Origin of the sequence: Paraburkholderia pallida, from assembly GCF_004524855.1 — a bacterium.
GTDB classification, from domain to species: domain Bacteria; phylum Pseudomonadota; class Gammaproteobacteria; order Burkholderiales; family Burkholderiaceae; genus Paraburkholderia; species Paraburkholderia oxyphila.
This window is the reverse complement of sequence record NZ_CP038151.1, coordinates 1,460,567-1,474,465: the sequence shown is the minus strand read 5'-3', so window position 1 is coordinate 1,474,465 and position 13,899 is coordinate 1,460,567. Positions and strand designations below refer to the sequence as shown.

The window sequence follows — 13,899 nt, the reverse complement described above, 5'->3', positions numbered from 1 at the left end:
CCATCGAGCCAGGGCGCGCACGACAACATCATAAAAGACGGTTTGGAGGACTCGATGTCCCGCAGCACTTCTCGCAACGCCGATTGCGGCAAAGGGCGCGTGTTCGCGCGCGCGATCATCAACCTTGGCGCCTGTGCGCTCGCGCTGCTGGCAGCCACACCGTCCGCATTCGCGGACGTGCTGCCGGTGGGCGTCGAGCTGCCGCTCACGGGCTCGATGGCGCGCGCGGGCAACGCGCAGCTCGAAGGCATCAAGGTGGCCGCTGACATGTTCAATCGCGGCGATGGCAAGCACAAGGTCGCGCTCACCGTGATCGACGACGAAGCGCAGCCGGCTAAGGCCGTTTCCGCCGTGGAGAAGCTCGCCTCGCAGGGCGTGCTCGCGATTACCGGCGGCTATGGCTCGAACGCCGTGAGCCCGGCCTCCGAGGCGGCCGACAAGGCCGGCCTCGTCTACATCACCTCGGGCGCCGTCGATAGCGCGATGACTTCGCGCGGCCTCAAGCGCTTTTTCCGCATCGGACCGGCGTCGGGCTACTCGAAGGCCGTGTTGGGGCAGTTGAGCGCGATGGGCGTGAAATCGGTGTCGATCGTCGTCTCGACGAAGCAGGCCACCACCGACCTGAGCAACGACGTTTCCACGAAACTGCGCGCGCAGGGCGTGACGGTGACCGTGCACGCCTTCGAGCCCACGATGACGGATTTCAAGCCGCTCGTGAACAAGATCCGCCTGCAGGACAAGCCCGAAGTCATGCTGATGATCGGCTACGAGAACGACTATATCGGCATCCTGCGCGCAGCCAAGGTCCTCAAGCCGCAGCTGAAGGCGGTGATGGGGGTATGGGCGATTGCCACGCCGAAGATGGCCGCCGAGTTTCCGGACCTCGTGAACAACGTGATCGGTTGCGCGATGCTGCCGCATCCGGCGCAGTTCGGCAGCGCCGAAGGCAAGGCGTTCGTCGACGCCTATGTGGCCGCCTACAAGAAGGAGCCCGACTACGTGGCCGAGTTCGCGTTCGTGCAGTCGATGCTGCTCTTCAACGCGATGGCGCGCTCCGCCGACGCCGGCACGCTCAAGAAGGACGGCATTGCCGCCGAGCTGCGCGCGAAGCCACACGACACGCTGATCGGCAAAGTGAGCTTCGCGGCCAACGGCGAGAACCCGGCGTTCTCCAACAACATGGCGCAGATTCAGGGCGACCGTATCGTGCTCGTGTGGCCGAAGGAGCGCGCCACGGGCAAGCTCAACTATCCGGCGCTGCCATGGTGAGCGCGCCGCGTTCGCCGCATTCGCTGCTATCGCCGCAATCGTCGTTCTGGAAGAGGAGGTCGCGATGACCGAACTCGTTTTGCAATCGCTGTATTCGGGCGTGCTCGTGGGCGGTGCGTATGCACTCGTCGCGCTCGGGCTCGCGCTCGTGTTCGGCTCGATGCGCATCATCAACCTCGCGCACGGCGAGCTCGTGCTGCTGGCGGCCTATATCGCCTACACGTTCGAGACGCGCCTGAACCTGAACCCCGTGTTCGCGATTCCCGTGGCCATTCCGGTGGTGTGCGTGGCGGCGGTGGCCGCGTGGTATCTGGTGAGCCGCATCAAGCGCGACCGCGAGTTGAACTCGCTGATCCTCACCTACGGCATCGGCATCGTGCTGACCAACGCCGTGCTGCTGGGCTGGGGCGCCGACGTGCGCTCGACCGGCAACGCCTGGCTGCAAGACAGCGTGATGCTCGGCAACCTGCTCTCCATGCGTAGCGAAGTGCTGTCGTTCGGCATCAGCGTCGTGTTGATGCTCGCGCTCTGGTGGTGGCTCTCGCGCTCTTGGTACGGCCGCGCCGTGCGCGCGATCTCGAGCAACCGCGACGCCGCGCGCCTCATGGGCATCGATCCGCGCAAGACCGAGCTGGTCTCGTTCGTCGTGGCGGGCGTGCTGGCCTCGTGCGCGGGCGTGTCGATCTACGTGTCGAGCGCCGTGCAGCCCTCGATCGGCGAGGCGCTCACCGTGAAGGCGTTCATCATCACCGTGCTGGCGGGCGTGGGCTCGATACCGGGCGTGCTGGCGGGTGCGATGCTGCTGGGCATCACCGAAGCGCTGACCGTCACGCTCGCCAGCTCCGCATTGCAGGAGCTGGCCGGCATGCTGCTGTTCCTGATCGTGCTGTACGTGCTGCCCAACGGCCTGTTCGGCGTGGCGAAGCGAAGGGGGTAAGGCCGATGACGACGCATTTCAATCCGCAAGCGGGCCGTTCTGCGTGGCCCGCCTCGCGTGTGGCCGCACTGGCCGTCACGCTGGCCGTGCTCTATGTGGCCGTGCCGCTCGCGCTCGGCCAGAACCTCTATCTGATGAGTCTCGCCGTGGCCTCGCTCACGATTGCGGGCATCGCGCTCGCGTGGGCGTTGCTTGGCAACCTGGGCGGCATGGTGAGCTTCGGGCACAGCGCGTTCTTCGGCGTGGGCTCGTACATCTCGGCGCTGCTCACGCTGAAGGCGGGCTGGCCCGTGTTTCCCGCGATCGCCGCGGGCGGCGTGGGCGCGGCGATGGCCTCGTTCGCCATGGCGCCCGCGCTGCGCCTGAAGGGGCCGTACTTCGCGCTGGCGATTCTCGCCTATGCGCAGATCTTCCGTATCGTCGCGACCGAATGGTCGGGGCTCACGGGCGGTGCGAGCGGCCTTTCCAGCATCCCCTCGCTGCCGAAGGTGGCGGGCTTCGACTTCGGCAGCAAGAGCGGCGGTTACCTGGTGATCCTCACGATCGTCATTGTTTTCGCCGTGGTCTATGCGAAGCTGCGCGGCTCGCACGTCGGGCTCGCGCTGCGCGCGATGCACGAGTCGGAGGACGCCACGCGCGTGGTGGGCGTGAACAGCGTCATCCTCAAGCTGGCAATGCTGATGCTCTCAGCGCTCATGACCGGCCTCGTGGGCGCCTTCAACGCGCACTACATCAACTTTCTCGAGCCCGACTACGCGTTCAACGCGAGCTGGGCCGTGGTGCCCATCATCGCGGCGATCTGCGGCGGCTATCGCACCCTACTCGGGCCGCTGGTGGGCGCGGTGTCGGTGTACCTGATCGATCAGCTGGTGCTCAAGAGCCTGTTGCCGACCGGGCATCAGATCGTGCTCGGCATGCTGCTCGTGGCGATGATCATCGTGAGTCCCGCGGGCCTGACCGCGTTGCGCCTCAAACGTACCCGGCGAGGTGTCTATGCAGCAGGCTGAATCGAAAGCGGAACTGCAGTTGCAGGACGTGTCGATCCGCTTCGGCGGCATCACGGCAGTGAGCGGCGTCTCGCTCACGCTCGGCACGCACGACGTGGTGGGCCTCGTCGGCCCCAACGGCGCGGGCAAGACCACGCTCTTCAACGCGGTCTCGGGACTCGTGCGCCCCACCAGCGGGTCAATTCGCTTCGAGGGCGTGGACCTGCTCAAGACGCCGCTGTACCGGCGCGCGCGCCTTGGCATCGGGCGCACCTTCCAGGTGCCGCAACCGATGCACGAGCTCACGGTGCGCGAGAACCTCCTGGTCGCGCAGCGCTTCGGCGCGGGCCGGGTGGACGAAGCGCGCATCGACGAAATCCTCGATTTTCTGGGGCTTGCCGGCAAGGCGCAGCGCGACGCGGCCACCGAACTGGCGCTCACCGAGCTCAAGGCGCTCGAAGTGGCGAAGGCGCTGGCGACGGGCCCCAGGCTGCTGCTGCTCGACGAAGTGCTGGGCGGCCTCGAGACAGCCACCAAGCGGCGCTTCATGAAGACGCTCATCGACGTGCACGAGCGCTATAACGTAGGCATCCTGATCATCGAGCACGATATCGAAACGGTGATGAACCTGTGCCGCCGCGTGGCCGTGCTCAACTTCGGCAAGCTGATCGCCGATGGGCCGCCTGCCGAGGTGTTCCGCGACCCGGAAGTGGTGCGCAGCTATACGGGGGAGGCGGCCCATGCTTGAGATCAACAACGTGCGCGCGGGGTACGGCGCGATCAACGTGCTGTGGGACGTGACGCTGAACGTGGCGAGCGGCGAGGTGACCACCATCGTGGGCCCGAACGGCGCGGGCAAGACCACGCTGCTGCGCGCGATCATGGGGCTCGTGCCGCTCGAGCGCGGCCAGATCGCCTTCGCAGGCGCGCCGCTCGCAGGCGTGCCCACTTGGGACATGGCGCAGCGCGGCATTGCGATGGTGCCCGAGGGCCGCATGATCTTCCGCGACATGTCGATCGAGGAGAACCTCATGCTGGGCGCGTTCGCGAAGACGCGCCGCGCCGGGGCCGCCCGGCAGCTCGAAGAGGTCTACGCGCTGTTTCCGCTGCTCAAGGAGCGCCGCGCGCTGCCGGCGGGCACGCTCTCGGGCGGCCAGGCGCAAATGCTCGCGCTCGGACGCGGGCTCATGTCCGCGCCGCAACTGATGCTGATCGACGAGCCCTCGCTCGGGCTCGCGCCCGTGATGGTGCAGGAAGTGTTCGCGATTCTCGAGCGGCTGAAGGCGGCGGGCCGCACGATCGTGCTGGTCGAGCAAAACACCCATATGGCGCTGCGGCTGGCCGACCAGGTCTACCTCATGCAGGGCGGCAAGGTCACGTTCGCGGCGCGCGCGGCGGAGGTGGAGGTCGAGGTGCTGCACGACATGTACTTTGCGCGTTGAGGGTGTGGGTCGGGTGGGGTGAGGGTGCGATCAGGGCGCGAAATTGAGACGCACGGTCAAGCCTGCCGGACAAGCCTGGGTATTGTCGCTGGGTAACTAACAAGGGCGATCGGCCGCGTTCGTGACGTTAACGAACGAGGGGCGGCCGGGGAACACCTTGCGCATCGCGGTGCGGGTTCGGGGGGCAGATCGACCCGCGACGACGATGCTCCGGACCGCTCTTCCCGGGCGCCGGAACCCACGACCACAGGCAAAAAAAATGCGTTCCACACAGCAGCCACAGAGACCCAATGCCGGCAGCCTGCTGCCGGCCAGCCTTGCCGACACCGAGCTCGACCACGTCGAGCGCATGGTCCAATACGTGACCCACACGCAGGGCGCCCATTCGCCGCGCGGGATCGACGCCGATTACTGGAAGAAGCGCCTGCGCGTGCTCGAGCAGACTTACGACCTCGTGGCCTCGCAACGCCAGCGCGTAGCCAGGTTGTTCGCGCTGCTCGAGCGTGGCCAGCTCGACGGGCAGGGCGGTGCTGGCGTGTCCGTAGCTGCAGCGCGGCGGGGCGTTCCTGCGTTTTAGCTTGCCAGCTCCACGCCGCGTGCTGTCCGCGGGGGCTACCCGAAGCCATTGCGCTGAGGCGCGTGGGTGCGTCACGCCATCGGCGAACCCGGGCGGCGCTTCCTGCTTGCTTTCCGCCGGCTTCCCGCTGGCGCTCGCGTGCGGCTTCGCAGGTGGCTTCGCGGCCGGGTGGGCGCGTTCGTGTAAGATCGCCGGATTCTCGGGCGCCGCACGAATGCGAGCCGATGCCCGCCTGTCCATGCCGCCGCCACAGCAATGAAAGCATCCGAGCGCCAACGTATCATTCTCGACCTCGTGCAAACGCGCGAGGCCAACGTCGAGCAGTTGACGGAGGCGTTGGGCGTATCGGAGGCCACCATCCGCCGCGATCTGGCGGCGCTGCACAAGCAGCGCCGGCTCGTGCGCACCTATGGCGGCGCGACGGCGCTCGTGGGCGTGCACGAGCCGGAGGCTTCACTGGAAGAACGCAAAGCGGCGCGGCGCGAGCAGAAGGAGACCATTGCGCTCGCGGCGGCCGCTCACGTGCATGACGGCGACACGGTCATGCTCGACGGCGGCACGACCTGCGCGGCGCTGGCGCGGCATCTGGCCGTGCGCAAGGATCTGCACGTGCTCACAAACAATCTGCTGGCCGTGACGACGCTCGCCAACGCGCCGGGCGTGCACGTGACGCTGCTCGGCGGCGACTTGCGCAGATCGAGCATGAGCACGATCGGGCCGCTGGCCGAGCTGCTGCTCACGCGCGTGAGCGTGGACAAGGCTTTTCTGGGCGCCGATGGCGTGGTCGCGGGCTTCGGCCTGTGCGAAGCGAGCGCGCCGCAGGCCTCGCTCAAGGACTGCATGATCCGGCGCGCGGCGCAGATCATCGTGCTGGCGGACGCCGACAAGCTCGGCCGCGCGCGTCAGCAGCACTGGACGCCTATCGAGCGCGACTGGCGTCTGATCACCGCTATGAGCGCGAGCGAAGATGCGCTCGCCCCGTTTCGCGCGCTGCCGCAGGTGGTGGTGGAGCTGGCGGGGGAGTCGGCCCCGCGTTGAGAGCGGCAAGCGGCGCGGCCCGCGGGACTGCTCGTTGCGCCGCCCGCTGGTTCCCCAAAGCGGCCCGACGCTGGCTCTACAGCCCGCGCCGCTTTGGCGCGACAATAGCGGGATCATTGCCACAGGCGCGCGGCCCGAACGCCGTTAGCGCCGCCCAACCGCGGAGCCGCCATGTACGTCCCAGCCCATTTCGACGAGTCCCGAACTGAAGTCCTGCATGCGCTCATCGCGCAGCATCCGTTCGGCACGCTCGTCACGCACGGTGCAGGCGGGCTGGACGCCAATCACATTCCGTTCGAACTCCTTGCCAATGAAGGCGCGCTCGGCACGCTGCACGCCCACGTCGCGCGCGCGAATCCGCTCTGGCAGGACGTGGCTGACGGCGATGAAGTGCTCGCCATCTTCCGCGCCGGCGACGCCTATATCTCGCCCACCTGGTATCCGAGCAAGCACGAAACGCATCGTCAGGTGCCCACCTGGAATTACGTGGTCGTGCATGCCCACGGCCGCATCCGCATCCGCGACGACGAAAAATTCGTGCGCGGCGTGGTGGCCCGCCTCACGCGCACGCACGAGGCGAACGAGCCCCAGCCCTGGAAGATGGGCGACGCGCCCCAGGACTATCTCGACACCATGCTCAAGGCGATCGTCGGACTGGAGATCGAGGTCACGCGGCTCGTGGGCAAGCGCAAGCTCAGCCAGAACAAGGAGGCGCGCGACATCCACGGCGCCGGCGACGCGCTCGTGGCGCGCGGCCGGGAAGACCTTGGCGAGCAGATGCTCGAGATTGCCGCGCGCAAGGCGGAGCAGGGCTGAAACGCGCGCGGCGGCGCAGGACACGCCACGCACCGCACGCCACACGCTTCGCACCGCGTGTTCAGCGTGGCTAGATCACCAGCCGCGAATGGCCGATCCCGCCGCCCTTTTCTACGCGGATCTGCGTGGCGATGCGCTCCTTGAGGCCGTCGACGTGGCTGATCACGCCGATCATCTTGCCGCTCGCGTTGAGCGTGTCGAGCGCATCGAGCGCGATTTCCAGCGTATCGCCGTCGAGCGTGCCGAAGCCTTCGTCGAGGAACAGCGAATCGATCGAAGTCTTGTGGCTCACCAGATCCGAAAGCGCGAGCGCCAGCGCGAGGCTCACGAGGAAGCTCTCGCCGCCCGAGAGCGTGCGCGTATCGCGCTTGGCATCCGCTTGCCAGCCGTCGACGATCTCCAGTTCGAGCTCGCCCGTCGACTTGCGGCGCAGGAGATAGCGCGCGTGCAGGCGGTCGAGGTGACGGTTCGCGAGCGCAAGCAGGTGGTCGAGCGTGAGCCCTTGCGCGAAGCGGCGGAATTTGTCGCCCTTCGCAGAACCGATCAGCGCGTCGAGCCGTTGCCAGAGATCGGCGTCGTGGGTCTGCGCTTCGATCTGCTCGAACAAGGCGCGCTGGCTCTCGCGCTGCTGCGCGTCGCGCGTAAGCAGCCCGCGCTGGTGGCCTAGCCGTTCGTTGAGCATGGCGCCTTCTTTCTCCGCCGTTTCGAGCTGTGCTTCCAGTGTGTCGAGGGTGGCCTCGGTCAGTGCTTGCTGCTGCAGGCCCACGAGTTTTTCGCGCACGCCTTGCAGCAGTGCGCTCGCCGTTTTCTGCTCCTGCTCGCGTTGCTGCTTGAGCGTCTGGAGTTGCTTGCGCGTCTCGGCGGGCAGGAGCGCGGTGAGGAAGGCGGCTTGATCGGCGAAGGGGCTGCCGCCGAGCGCTGCTTGCCACGTTTGCGTGGCGTCGTCGAGCGCGGTGCGCTGTTGCGCGAGTGTGCGTTCGAGATGCGTGAGCTGGCCATCGAGCGTGGCCAGTTCGTGTGTCAGCGCCTCCGCGCGCGCGACACTGGCTTCGAAGGCTTCCGGTGAGATGAGTTCGCTGCCTTCGTCATCGTGATCGACATCGTCGAAGAGGGATGCCGTCTGGTGACCACGCGCCGGGTCGGTTGGTACGGATGTCGAAGTTTCGATGCCGATGCCTTTGCAACGCTCGCGCCACGCCTGAACCTGCGCGTGCGCGACGTCGCATTGCCCACGCTGGCGCACGAGCGCCTGCTCGAGTGTTTGCAGGCGTCGTTGCGTCTCTTGCCACGTGCGCCATTCGGCGCCGCGCGCTTGCAGCCATGCGGCGCCGTCCCCGGGCACGGCGTCGAGCGCGTAGCCACCCGCGCGCACCGATTCGAGCAAGGCCGCTGCCTCGTGTTCGAGGCCGGCTTGCAGCGTGTCGCGCTCACGGGCGATCTCGGCAAGCCGCTCCTTCATGCCGTTGAGCGTCTGCTCCAGCAATGCAGCCTGAGCGCGCGCGGCTTGCAGCGCGTCCGAGTGACGGCCGTTCGCTTCGCGTGCTCGTGCGAGCGTTTGCTCCGCCTCTTCGGCGGCGTCCAGATGCTGCTTGACCTGCTGCGCGGCCTGCGCGGCAGCCTCGCGCGCCGCTTCGAGCGCCTCGGCATGTTGCCAGCCGGTTTCATCGATGGCCGATTGCGGTGGTAGCGCCGCGACAATCGCGTCCCATTCTTCGCGGCCCTTGGCCGCGCCCGCGGCGAGCCGTTCAAGCTGCGCACGCTGCTGACCCTGCGTGGCGCGTAGCGCCGACAACGCCTCCGCGGCCCCGCGGACACGTTGCTCCAAAGCCTGCAACTCAGCACGAACCGCTTGCAGCGCGGCTTGCGTGGCCGAGACGTCGAGCCCGCGATACGCCTCGATGGCGGGATGCTCGTGCGAGCCGCAGAGCGGGCATGCCTCGCCGGGCCGCAACTGTTCGCGGTGTTGCGCGAGACTGCGAATGACCTGTTCCTGTTCGAGCAGCTTCTGCTTGTCGTCCGCACGGGCCTGACATTGCACATGTTCCTGCTGCAGTGTCTTGAGCGCATCGTCTTGCGCTTCGATGTCTTGCGCCACGCGCGTCAGATTGGCCGCGAGCACGCGTTCATCTTCGGCGAGCGTGCGGCGGCGCCCGGCCACGGCTTCCAGTTGCTGCCAGCGACTGAACGTGGTTTGGCCGGTTTGCCAGGCGTCGCGTAGTTGCGCGAGCGTCTGGCCGGCGAGGCGCTGCTCATGTGCGGATTGCAGCGCTTGCAGGCTCGTGTCGGATTCGGCTTTGGCGCGCTCCGCTTCGGCGAGCGTCGCGGCGTGCCGTTCGCGTTGCGCGCGCCGTTCGTTCTGTTGCTGCTCGAGATCGGCGCGCTGCTTCTCGCGTGCGGCTAGTTCGGCCTGCGTGCGGCGGCGCTGCTCGAACTGCTGACGCCACGCGCCAATCCGCTCGCCAAGCTGCGAGAGATTTTGATTGGCACTGCAAAAGTCTTCAAGCTGCCGCTTTTGATCGTCGAGCTTCGCGAGTTGCGCAAGCGCTTCGCGCGCGATGCCCGCGGCCAGCGCGGCGGTCGAACCGTACTCGCGCCGCTGCGCGGCGAGCCGCTCTGTGCGGTCGCGGCGCAATGCAACAAGATCCGCGCTGGATTGCCGGCACGCCGCTTCCGCCTGCTGCACGGTTTGATAGGCCGGGCGCAGTGTCTCCGCAGGCTCGCTTGCCGAGAGGCGCGCGAGCTCGGGCGCGGCGGCCTCCAGCGCGGCGGTTGCCGCGGCAACACGTGTTTGCGCCGACTGCGCATCGGCTTCGGTCTGCGCCAGGTCGCGGCGCCATTGGCGCTGAGCTTGCAGCGTTTTCGTCTGCGTGGCGAGTGCGTTCAACTGGCCCGTGAGCGTGCCGATCTCCAGCTCCATCGACTCGCGCTGCTCGGCGCTCAGCAGTTCCATGCCCTCGGCCCTGGCGCGCAACTGCTTGAGCGCGTCACGCGCTTCGCCGGCGCGCTCGAAGACCTTGCGCGAGATTTCGCCGTAGATCTCGGTGCCGGTGAGCTCTTCGAGCAATTCGGCGCGGTCGTTCGCGGTGGCGTTGAGAAACGCCGCGAAGCCGCCCTGCGCGAGCAGCATCGAGCGCGTGAAGCGCGGGAAATCAAGCCGCGTGATGTCCGTCACGCGCTTGAGCTTCTCGTTGATGTGCGTCGTGAGGATCGTATCGCCGCCGCCTTCGGGCGCCACGCTCGCCAGTTCCACGCGCGGCGGCTGCAAGGCGCCGTCGACTTTGTCGCGCGCGCGGCGCTGGCTCCAGAACGCGCGATAGACCTCGCCCTTCACTTCGAAGACCACTTCCGCGAGACAGTCGGCGGTATGGCGCGTCATGATCTCGTTCGCCGATGCGGAAACCGTCTTCAGGCGCGGCGTCTCGTGATAGAGCGCGAGGCAGATCGCGTCGAGCAGCGTGGACTTGCCCGCCCCGGTGGGCCCGGTGATGGCGAAGAGGCCTTGCTCGGCGAACGGCGGCTTCGTGAAGTCGATATGCCACTCGCCCTTGAGCGAGTTCAGGTTCTTCAGGCGCAGGCTGCGGATCTTCATGCTTCGCCCTCCACGGTGGCGGCGAGCACACGCTTGTAGCGCTCGGTGAGGGCATCGCGCACGTCGTCTTCGAGAGTTTCGTGGGCGAGACGGCGCGCGAACACGTCGAGCGGATCGAGATCGTCGAGCGTGACGCCTGCATCGCCCGATAGCTGCGCCACGTCGGTGCCGCGCTCGCGACGAATGCGCAGCACTTCGAGCGGCAGGCCCTCGGTCATCGTCTGGATTCGTGCGGGGAGGTCGGTCAGGTAGTCGTCTTCGGCCACCGTCACTTCGAGCCAGACGGGCCGCTCCGCCGAGGCATCGCTCGCGGCTTGCGCGAAGGCGTCGGGCAGCGATTTCAGGTTGCCCTTGAGCGCGACGAGCGGCTGAAACACGGGCACCGGCAGGGGCGTCACGGCCTCGAGGCCCGCTTCGCCCAGATCGACGAGCAAAACTTCTTTTTGCTGGGTGGCTTCGTCGAAGCTCAGCGCGATGGGCGAGCCGCTATAGCGGATATGCTCGAGGCCGCCCACCTTCTGGGGCCGGTGGATATGCCCGAGCGCGAGATAGTCCACGCTCGGGAACGCGCTGGTGGGGAAGGCATCGAGCGCGCCCACGTAGATCTCGCGCACCGATTCGCTCGCGCTCGCGCCCACCGTGGTGAGATGGCCCGTGGCGATGAGCGGCACGTTGCGGCCTAGTTGCGCGCTCAACGTTCTGCGCTGGTCCTCCGCTGCCGCGTGGACGGCCTGATAGTAGGCCTGGATCGCGAGCTGCAGCGATTGCTGCTTTTGCTCGGCGCTCTGGCCGTATTCGCTTTGCATGACGTCGCGCGCGCGAATGAAGGGCACCGCGCAGACCACGCAGCCGGGCGCCGCGCCCGCACCGCCGCTTTCCTTTGCCTCGACATTCGCGTTGCCGTTCGAGCGCCGTGGTCGTAACGGCAATACGCGCACCTGATGCTCAGGCGCATCGGCGGCCGGCACCACACGTGCGGAGAGTTGCTCCAGCAACGCGCTGCTTTCGCGCAGCGTCGCCACCGAGTCGTGATTGCCGCCGAGCAGCAGCAGCGCCACGCCGGCCGCGTGCAGGCGCACGACGAGCTGGCTATAGAGCTCGCGCGCGTAGCTGGGCGGCGTGCCGGTGTCGAAGATGTCACCGGCGATCAGGACGGCATCGACGGCATGCGCGTCGAGCTGGGCCACGAGCCAGTCGATGAGCTGCTGATGCTCGGCCTGGCGGCTCTTGCCCATGAAGTTCTGGCCCAGATGCCAGTCTGAGGTGTGGAGGAGGCGCATGGGGGTGAGGCAGAGTTCGTTGTGAAGGCGGCCCGCGCGAATGCGGCGCGAAAGTGAAGCGCGTAAAGGATCTAAAGCGGACCTGAAGCGGATTCGCAGCGGGCGCAAGTGGAGGATTGTAGTGCAGGCGCGCGCTTGCGGCGCCCGGCGGCTTTGCGTCCCGTGGGCGCAGGGGTTCCAGCGACCGTCTCCGCAATGGCCTCGATTGCCCCGAATCAGCCCATTGTCGAGCGTGCTGTCAATCATGACGTCGCCGCAGATTTGCATACTTTCAGCAGGCAGAAAATTTGCCGATCGCGAGATTGCGTAATGGAGTAGAGTCGATCCGGCAGCAGATCGGGCGCTTCGCGCGACGTGAGGCGCTTCAACCTATCGCGGTTCTTGCAGGGAGAACAGCATGGAAGCCATCACTCCGGAAGGTCTCGAGCCTGATGCGTTTGGATTCGGTGGTAATGGACAAGTCGTCGTCTGGGCATTGCTCGAGAATGACGACGACGACGGCGAGATGCTCCAGATGACCGCGTTGCTCAAGACACTGCTTGCAAAGACAGGGAGCCTGGCCACCTGCGTCGAGTCGACTAAAAGCGTCTCGGGCGCACATAAGAAGCTAGGCGGGGGACGCTCGATCTGCATTACAGGTCATTCGCGCTTTCGCGACGAGGACGGCGCGATCATCCCGATGCCGGACCGCACGCTGGGCGGCTTCAAGGTGGACGACGTGATTCAGGAGCTGGCGCTTGCCATCCGGTATCACGGGATCAGTTACATCGAATTCTGGTGCTGCGAGACGGCCTGCAGTGAGGAGACAAAGGACCTGGACGGCGGCAGCCGCAAGGGGGTCGTCGAGCAATGCTCAATGAAGACGTTCGCGAAGATCCGGGGGTTCGACGACGCAAAAACGTGGTCTCATCTGAGCACGCTCCAGTACGTCTGCCTCAAGTTGTCGAAGATTCTGTACGCGTACTACAAGGAAACCTGGGTCGACTATGCCCTGCACATCACGGGCCTGAACGGCGTTGGGTACATCACGGCCAGCGACAGGCAAATCGTGACGTTCGACCAGGTTCAGATGCTGAAAACCGTGAAGGACATCGGCGCCCTCGAGGAAAAGATCGGGACCAAAGCCGAAGGGACCCATGACGCAGGCAACCTCAAGCTAGCCGAGGGCCGTTTGCGCAACCACATCGCGGCACGGCGATGTCACTACATCTCCATGTTTATCGATACGGCAGTGATACGCCGGTACATGGAGAAACAAGCGGAGAAGGCGGCCCGCAAGGCGGAGGAGGACGCAAAGGGATCCGATGGAAGCTCGGGTTCGCCTGGGTTGCCGAAAGGGCCTGATCCAGGTCCGGGCACCGGTGGCGCGGGGCTCACCGTCGGCGCCTTTTAAGCACGATTCGCCATGCCGCCGCTCGAGCCTGACGGCAAGCGCGTCGTCTGGCAGGTGCGGCCCGCGCGAGCGGCCGACTGGCCGGCCATCGAGGCCACGCGCTTTGCCGCGATCTCGTCGCCCATCGGCCCCGCCTTGTCGGCGCGCGAGCAGGCGGCCTGGTTGACCATGCCGATGACCGACCTTCGTGCGGTCATCGGCATCTCCGAAGGTGCGTGCGTGGTAGGCGAAGCACAGTGCGCCAGCACCGGTGTAGCCGGTTACGCCTGGGCAAGCGCAGGCGCCCGCCCGCATCTGCGCGCGTTGTACGTCGAGCCGGGCGCCCGGCGTCAAGGCCTCGGAAGCTTTCTTCTGCATGCCGTCGAGCGTCAATTGTTCGAGCAAGGCGCCCGCGAGCTATTCGTTGCCGCGGCACCGGGCGCCGTCGACTTCTACCGCCATTGCGGCTATGCCGTCGACTGTGAGTTCACGTTGCCACTGCGCGACGACGAGGGCCCTGTGGCGCTGCGTCTGCGCAAGATGTGGAAGCGGCTCGCTTGATCATTAAGCAAACGCCTAAAGTTTTGGCGCCG

12 protein-coding genes are annotated in these 13,899 nt (G+C 66.8%); 10 read left to right on the top strand and 2 right to left on the bottom strand.

Annotated features, from left to right (window positions below; all coding sequences use genetic code 11):
- Window positions 1-54 precede the first annotated feature (54 nt).
- The 8 genes from E1956_RS41330 (at window position 55) to E1956_RS41295 (ending at window position 7,065) form a co-directional block, all read left to right on the top strand.
- On the top strand, window positions 55-1,269 hold the full coding sequence (locus E1956_RS41330) for an ABC transporter substrate-binding protein (protein WP_134759104.1): 1,215 nt from the start codon (window positions 55-57) through the stop codon (window positions 1,267-1,269).
- A gap of 64 nt (window positions 1,270-1,333) precedes the next feature.
- Window positions 1,334-2,206 (top strand): branched-chain amino acid ABC transporter permease, encoded by an 873-nt coding sequence (locus E1956_RS41325; protein ID WP_134759102.1) that lies wholly within the window; start codon window positions 1,334-1,336, stop codon window positions 2,204-2,206.
- A 5-nt stretch (window positions 2,207-2,211) separates the two neighbouring features.
- The gene (locus E1956_RS41320) at window positions 2,212-3,213 is read left to right on the top strand and encodes a branched-chain amino acid ABC transporter permease (protein WP_134759100.1); all 1,002 of its coding nucleotides are present in this window, start codon (window positions 2,212-2,214) and stop codon (window positions 3,211-3,213) included.
- Window positions 3,200-3,940 (top strand): ABC transporter ATP-binding protein, encoded by a 741-nt coding sequence (locus tag E1956_RS41315; RefSeq protein ID WP_134759097.1) that lies wholly within the window; start codon window positions 3,200-3,202, stop codon window positions 3,938-3,940. The genes E1956_RS41320 and E1956_RS41315 overlap by 14 nt, the downstream gene beginning before the upstream one ends.
- A complete protein-coding gene (locus E1956_RS41310) occupies window positions 3,933-4,634 on the top strand; it encodes an ABC transporter ATP-binding protein (protein ID WP_134759095.1) in 702 nt (233 codons plus the stop codon). The genes E1956_RS41315 and E1956_RS41310 overlap by 8 nt, the downstream gene beginning before the upstream one ends.
- A gap of 259 nt (window positions 4,635-4,893) precedes the next feature.
- Complete coding sequence (locus tag E1956_RS41305; protein WP_197732999.1) at window positions 4,894-5,211, top strand: hypothetical protein; 318 nt, start codon at window positions 4,894-4,896, stop codon at window positions 5,209-5,211.
- Between the two features lie 255 nt (window positions 5,212-5,466).
- The gene (locus tag E1956_RS41300) at window positions 5,467-6,249 is read left to right on the top strand and encodes a DeoR/GlpR family DNA-binding transcription regulator (protein ID WP_134759093.1); all 783 of its coding nucleotides are present in this window, start codon (window positions 5,467-5,469) and stop codon (window positions 6,247-6,249) included.
- 171 nt (window positions 6,250-6,420) lie between these two features.
- The gene (locus E1956_RS41295; protein WP_134759091.1) at window positions 6,421-7,065 is read left to right on the top strand and encodes an FMN-binding negative transcriptional regulator; all 645 of its coding nucleotides are present in this window, start codon (window positions 6,421-6,423) and stop codon (window positions 7,063-7,065) included.
- Window positions 7,066-7,135: 70 nt separating this feature from the next.
- Here the strand turns inward: E1956_RS41295 and E1956_RS41290 are convergent, their stop codons facing one another.
- Window positions 7,136-10,654, bottom strand: a complete 3,519-nt coding sequence (locus tag E1956_RS41290) for an AAA family ATPase (protein WP_134759089.1) — start codon at window positions 10,652-10,654, stop codon at window positions 7,136-7,138.
- Window positions 10,651-11,934, bottom strand: coding sequence for an exonuclease subunit SbcD (gene sbcD / locus E1956_RS41285; RefSeq protein ID WP_134759087.1), 1,284 nt, complete (start codon window positions 11,932-11,934; stop codon window positions 10,651-10,653). Before sbcD ends, E1956_RS41290 begins: the two co-directional genes overlap by 4 nt.
- Before the next feature lie 397 nt (window positions 11,935-12,331).
- Here sbcD and E1956_RS41280 point away from each other — a divergent pair, with 397 nt between their 5' ends.
- Window positions 12,332-13,327: a hypothetical protein gene (locus E1956_RS41280; RefSeq protein WP_134759085.1), complete on the top strand. Its 996-nt coding sequence runs from the start codon at window positions 12,332-12,334 to the stop codon at window positions 13,325-13,327.
- A gap of 12 nt (window positions 13,328-13,339) precedes the next feature.
- Complete coding sequence (locus E1956_RS41275) at window positions 13,340-13,867, top strand: GNAT family N-acetyltransferase (RefSeq protein ID WP_134759083.1); 528 nt, start codon at window positions 13,340-13,342, stop codon at window positions 13,865-13,867.
- Window positions 13,868-13,899: the final 32 nt, after the last annotated feature.

What these genes read in the sequence shown, in the direction of transcription:
- E1956_RS41300 (WP_134759093.1), top strand. Translation starts at nt 5,467, where the DNA reads ATGAAAGCATCCGAGCGCCAACGTATCATTCTCGACCTCGTGCAAACG.
- E1956_RS41290 (WP_134759089.1), bottom strand. Translation starts at nt 10,654, where the DNA reads ATGAAGATCCGCAGCCTGCGCCTGAAGAACCTGAACTCGCTCAAGGGC.
- E1956_RS41310 (WP_134759095.1), top strand. Translation starts at nt 3,933, where the DNA reads ATGCTTGAGATCAACAACGTGCGCGCGGGGTACGGCGCGATCAACGTG.
- E1956_RS41305 (WP_197732999.1), top strand. Translation starts at nt 4,894, where the DNA reads ATGCGTTCCACACAGCAGCCACAGAGACCCAATGCCGGCAGCCTGCTG.
- E1956_RS41280 (WP_134759085.1), top strand. Translation starts at nt 12,332, where the DNA reads ATGGAAGCCATCACTCCGGAAGGTCTCGAGCCTGATGCGTTTGGATTC.
- E1956_RS41295 (WP_134759091.1), top strand. Translation starts at nt 6,421, where the DNA reads ATGTACGTCCCAGCCCATTTCGACGAGTCCCGAACTGAAGTCCTGCAT.
- E1956_RS41315 (WP_134759097.1), top strand. Translation starts at nt 3,200, where the DNA reads ATGCAGCAGGCTGAATCGAAAGCGGAACTGCAGTTGCAGGACGTGTCG.
- E1956_RS41320 (WP_134759100.1), top strand. Translation starts at nt 2,212, where the DNA reads ATGACGACGCATTTCAATCCGCAAGCGGGCCGTTCTGCGTGGCCCGCC.
- E1956_RS41325 (WP_134759102.1), top strand. Translation starts at nt 1,334, where the DNA reads ATGACCGAACTCGTTTTGCAATCGCTGTATTCGGGCGTGCTCGTGGGC.
- E1956_RS41275 (WP_134759083.1), top strand. Translation starts at nt 13,340, where the DNA reads ATGCCGCCGCTCGAGCCTGACGGCAAGCGCGTCGTCTGGCAGGTGCGG.
- E1956_RS41330 (WP_134759104.1), top strand. Translation starts at nt 55, where the DNA reads ATGTCCCGCAGCACTTCTCGCAACGCCGATTGCGGCAAAGGGCGCGTG.
- sbcD (WP_134759087.1), bottom strand. Translation starts at nt 11,934, where the DNA reads ATGCGCCTCCTCCACACCTCAGACTGGCATCTGGGCCAGAACTTCATG.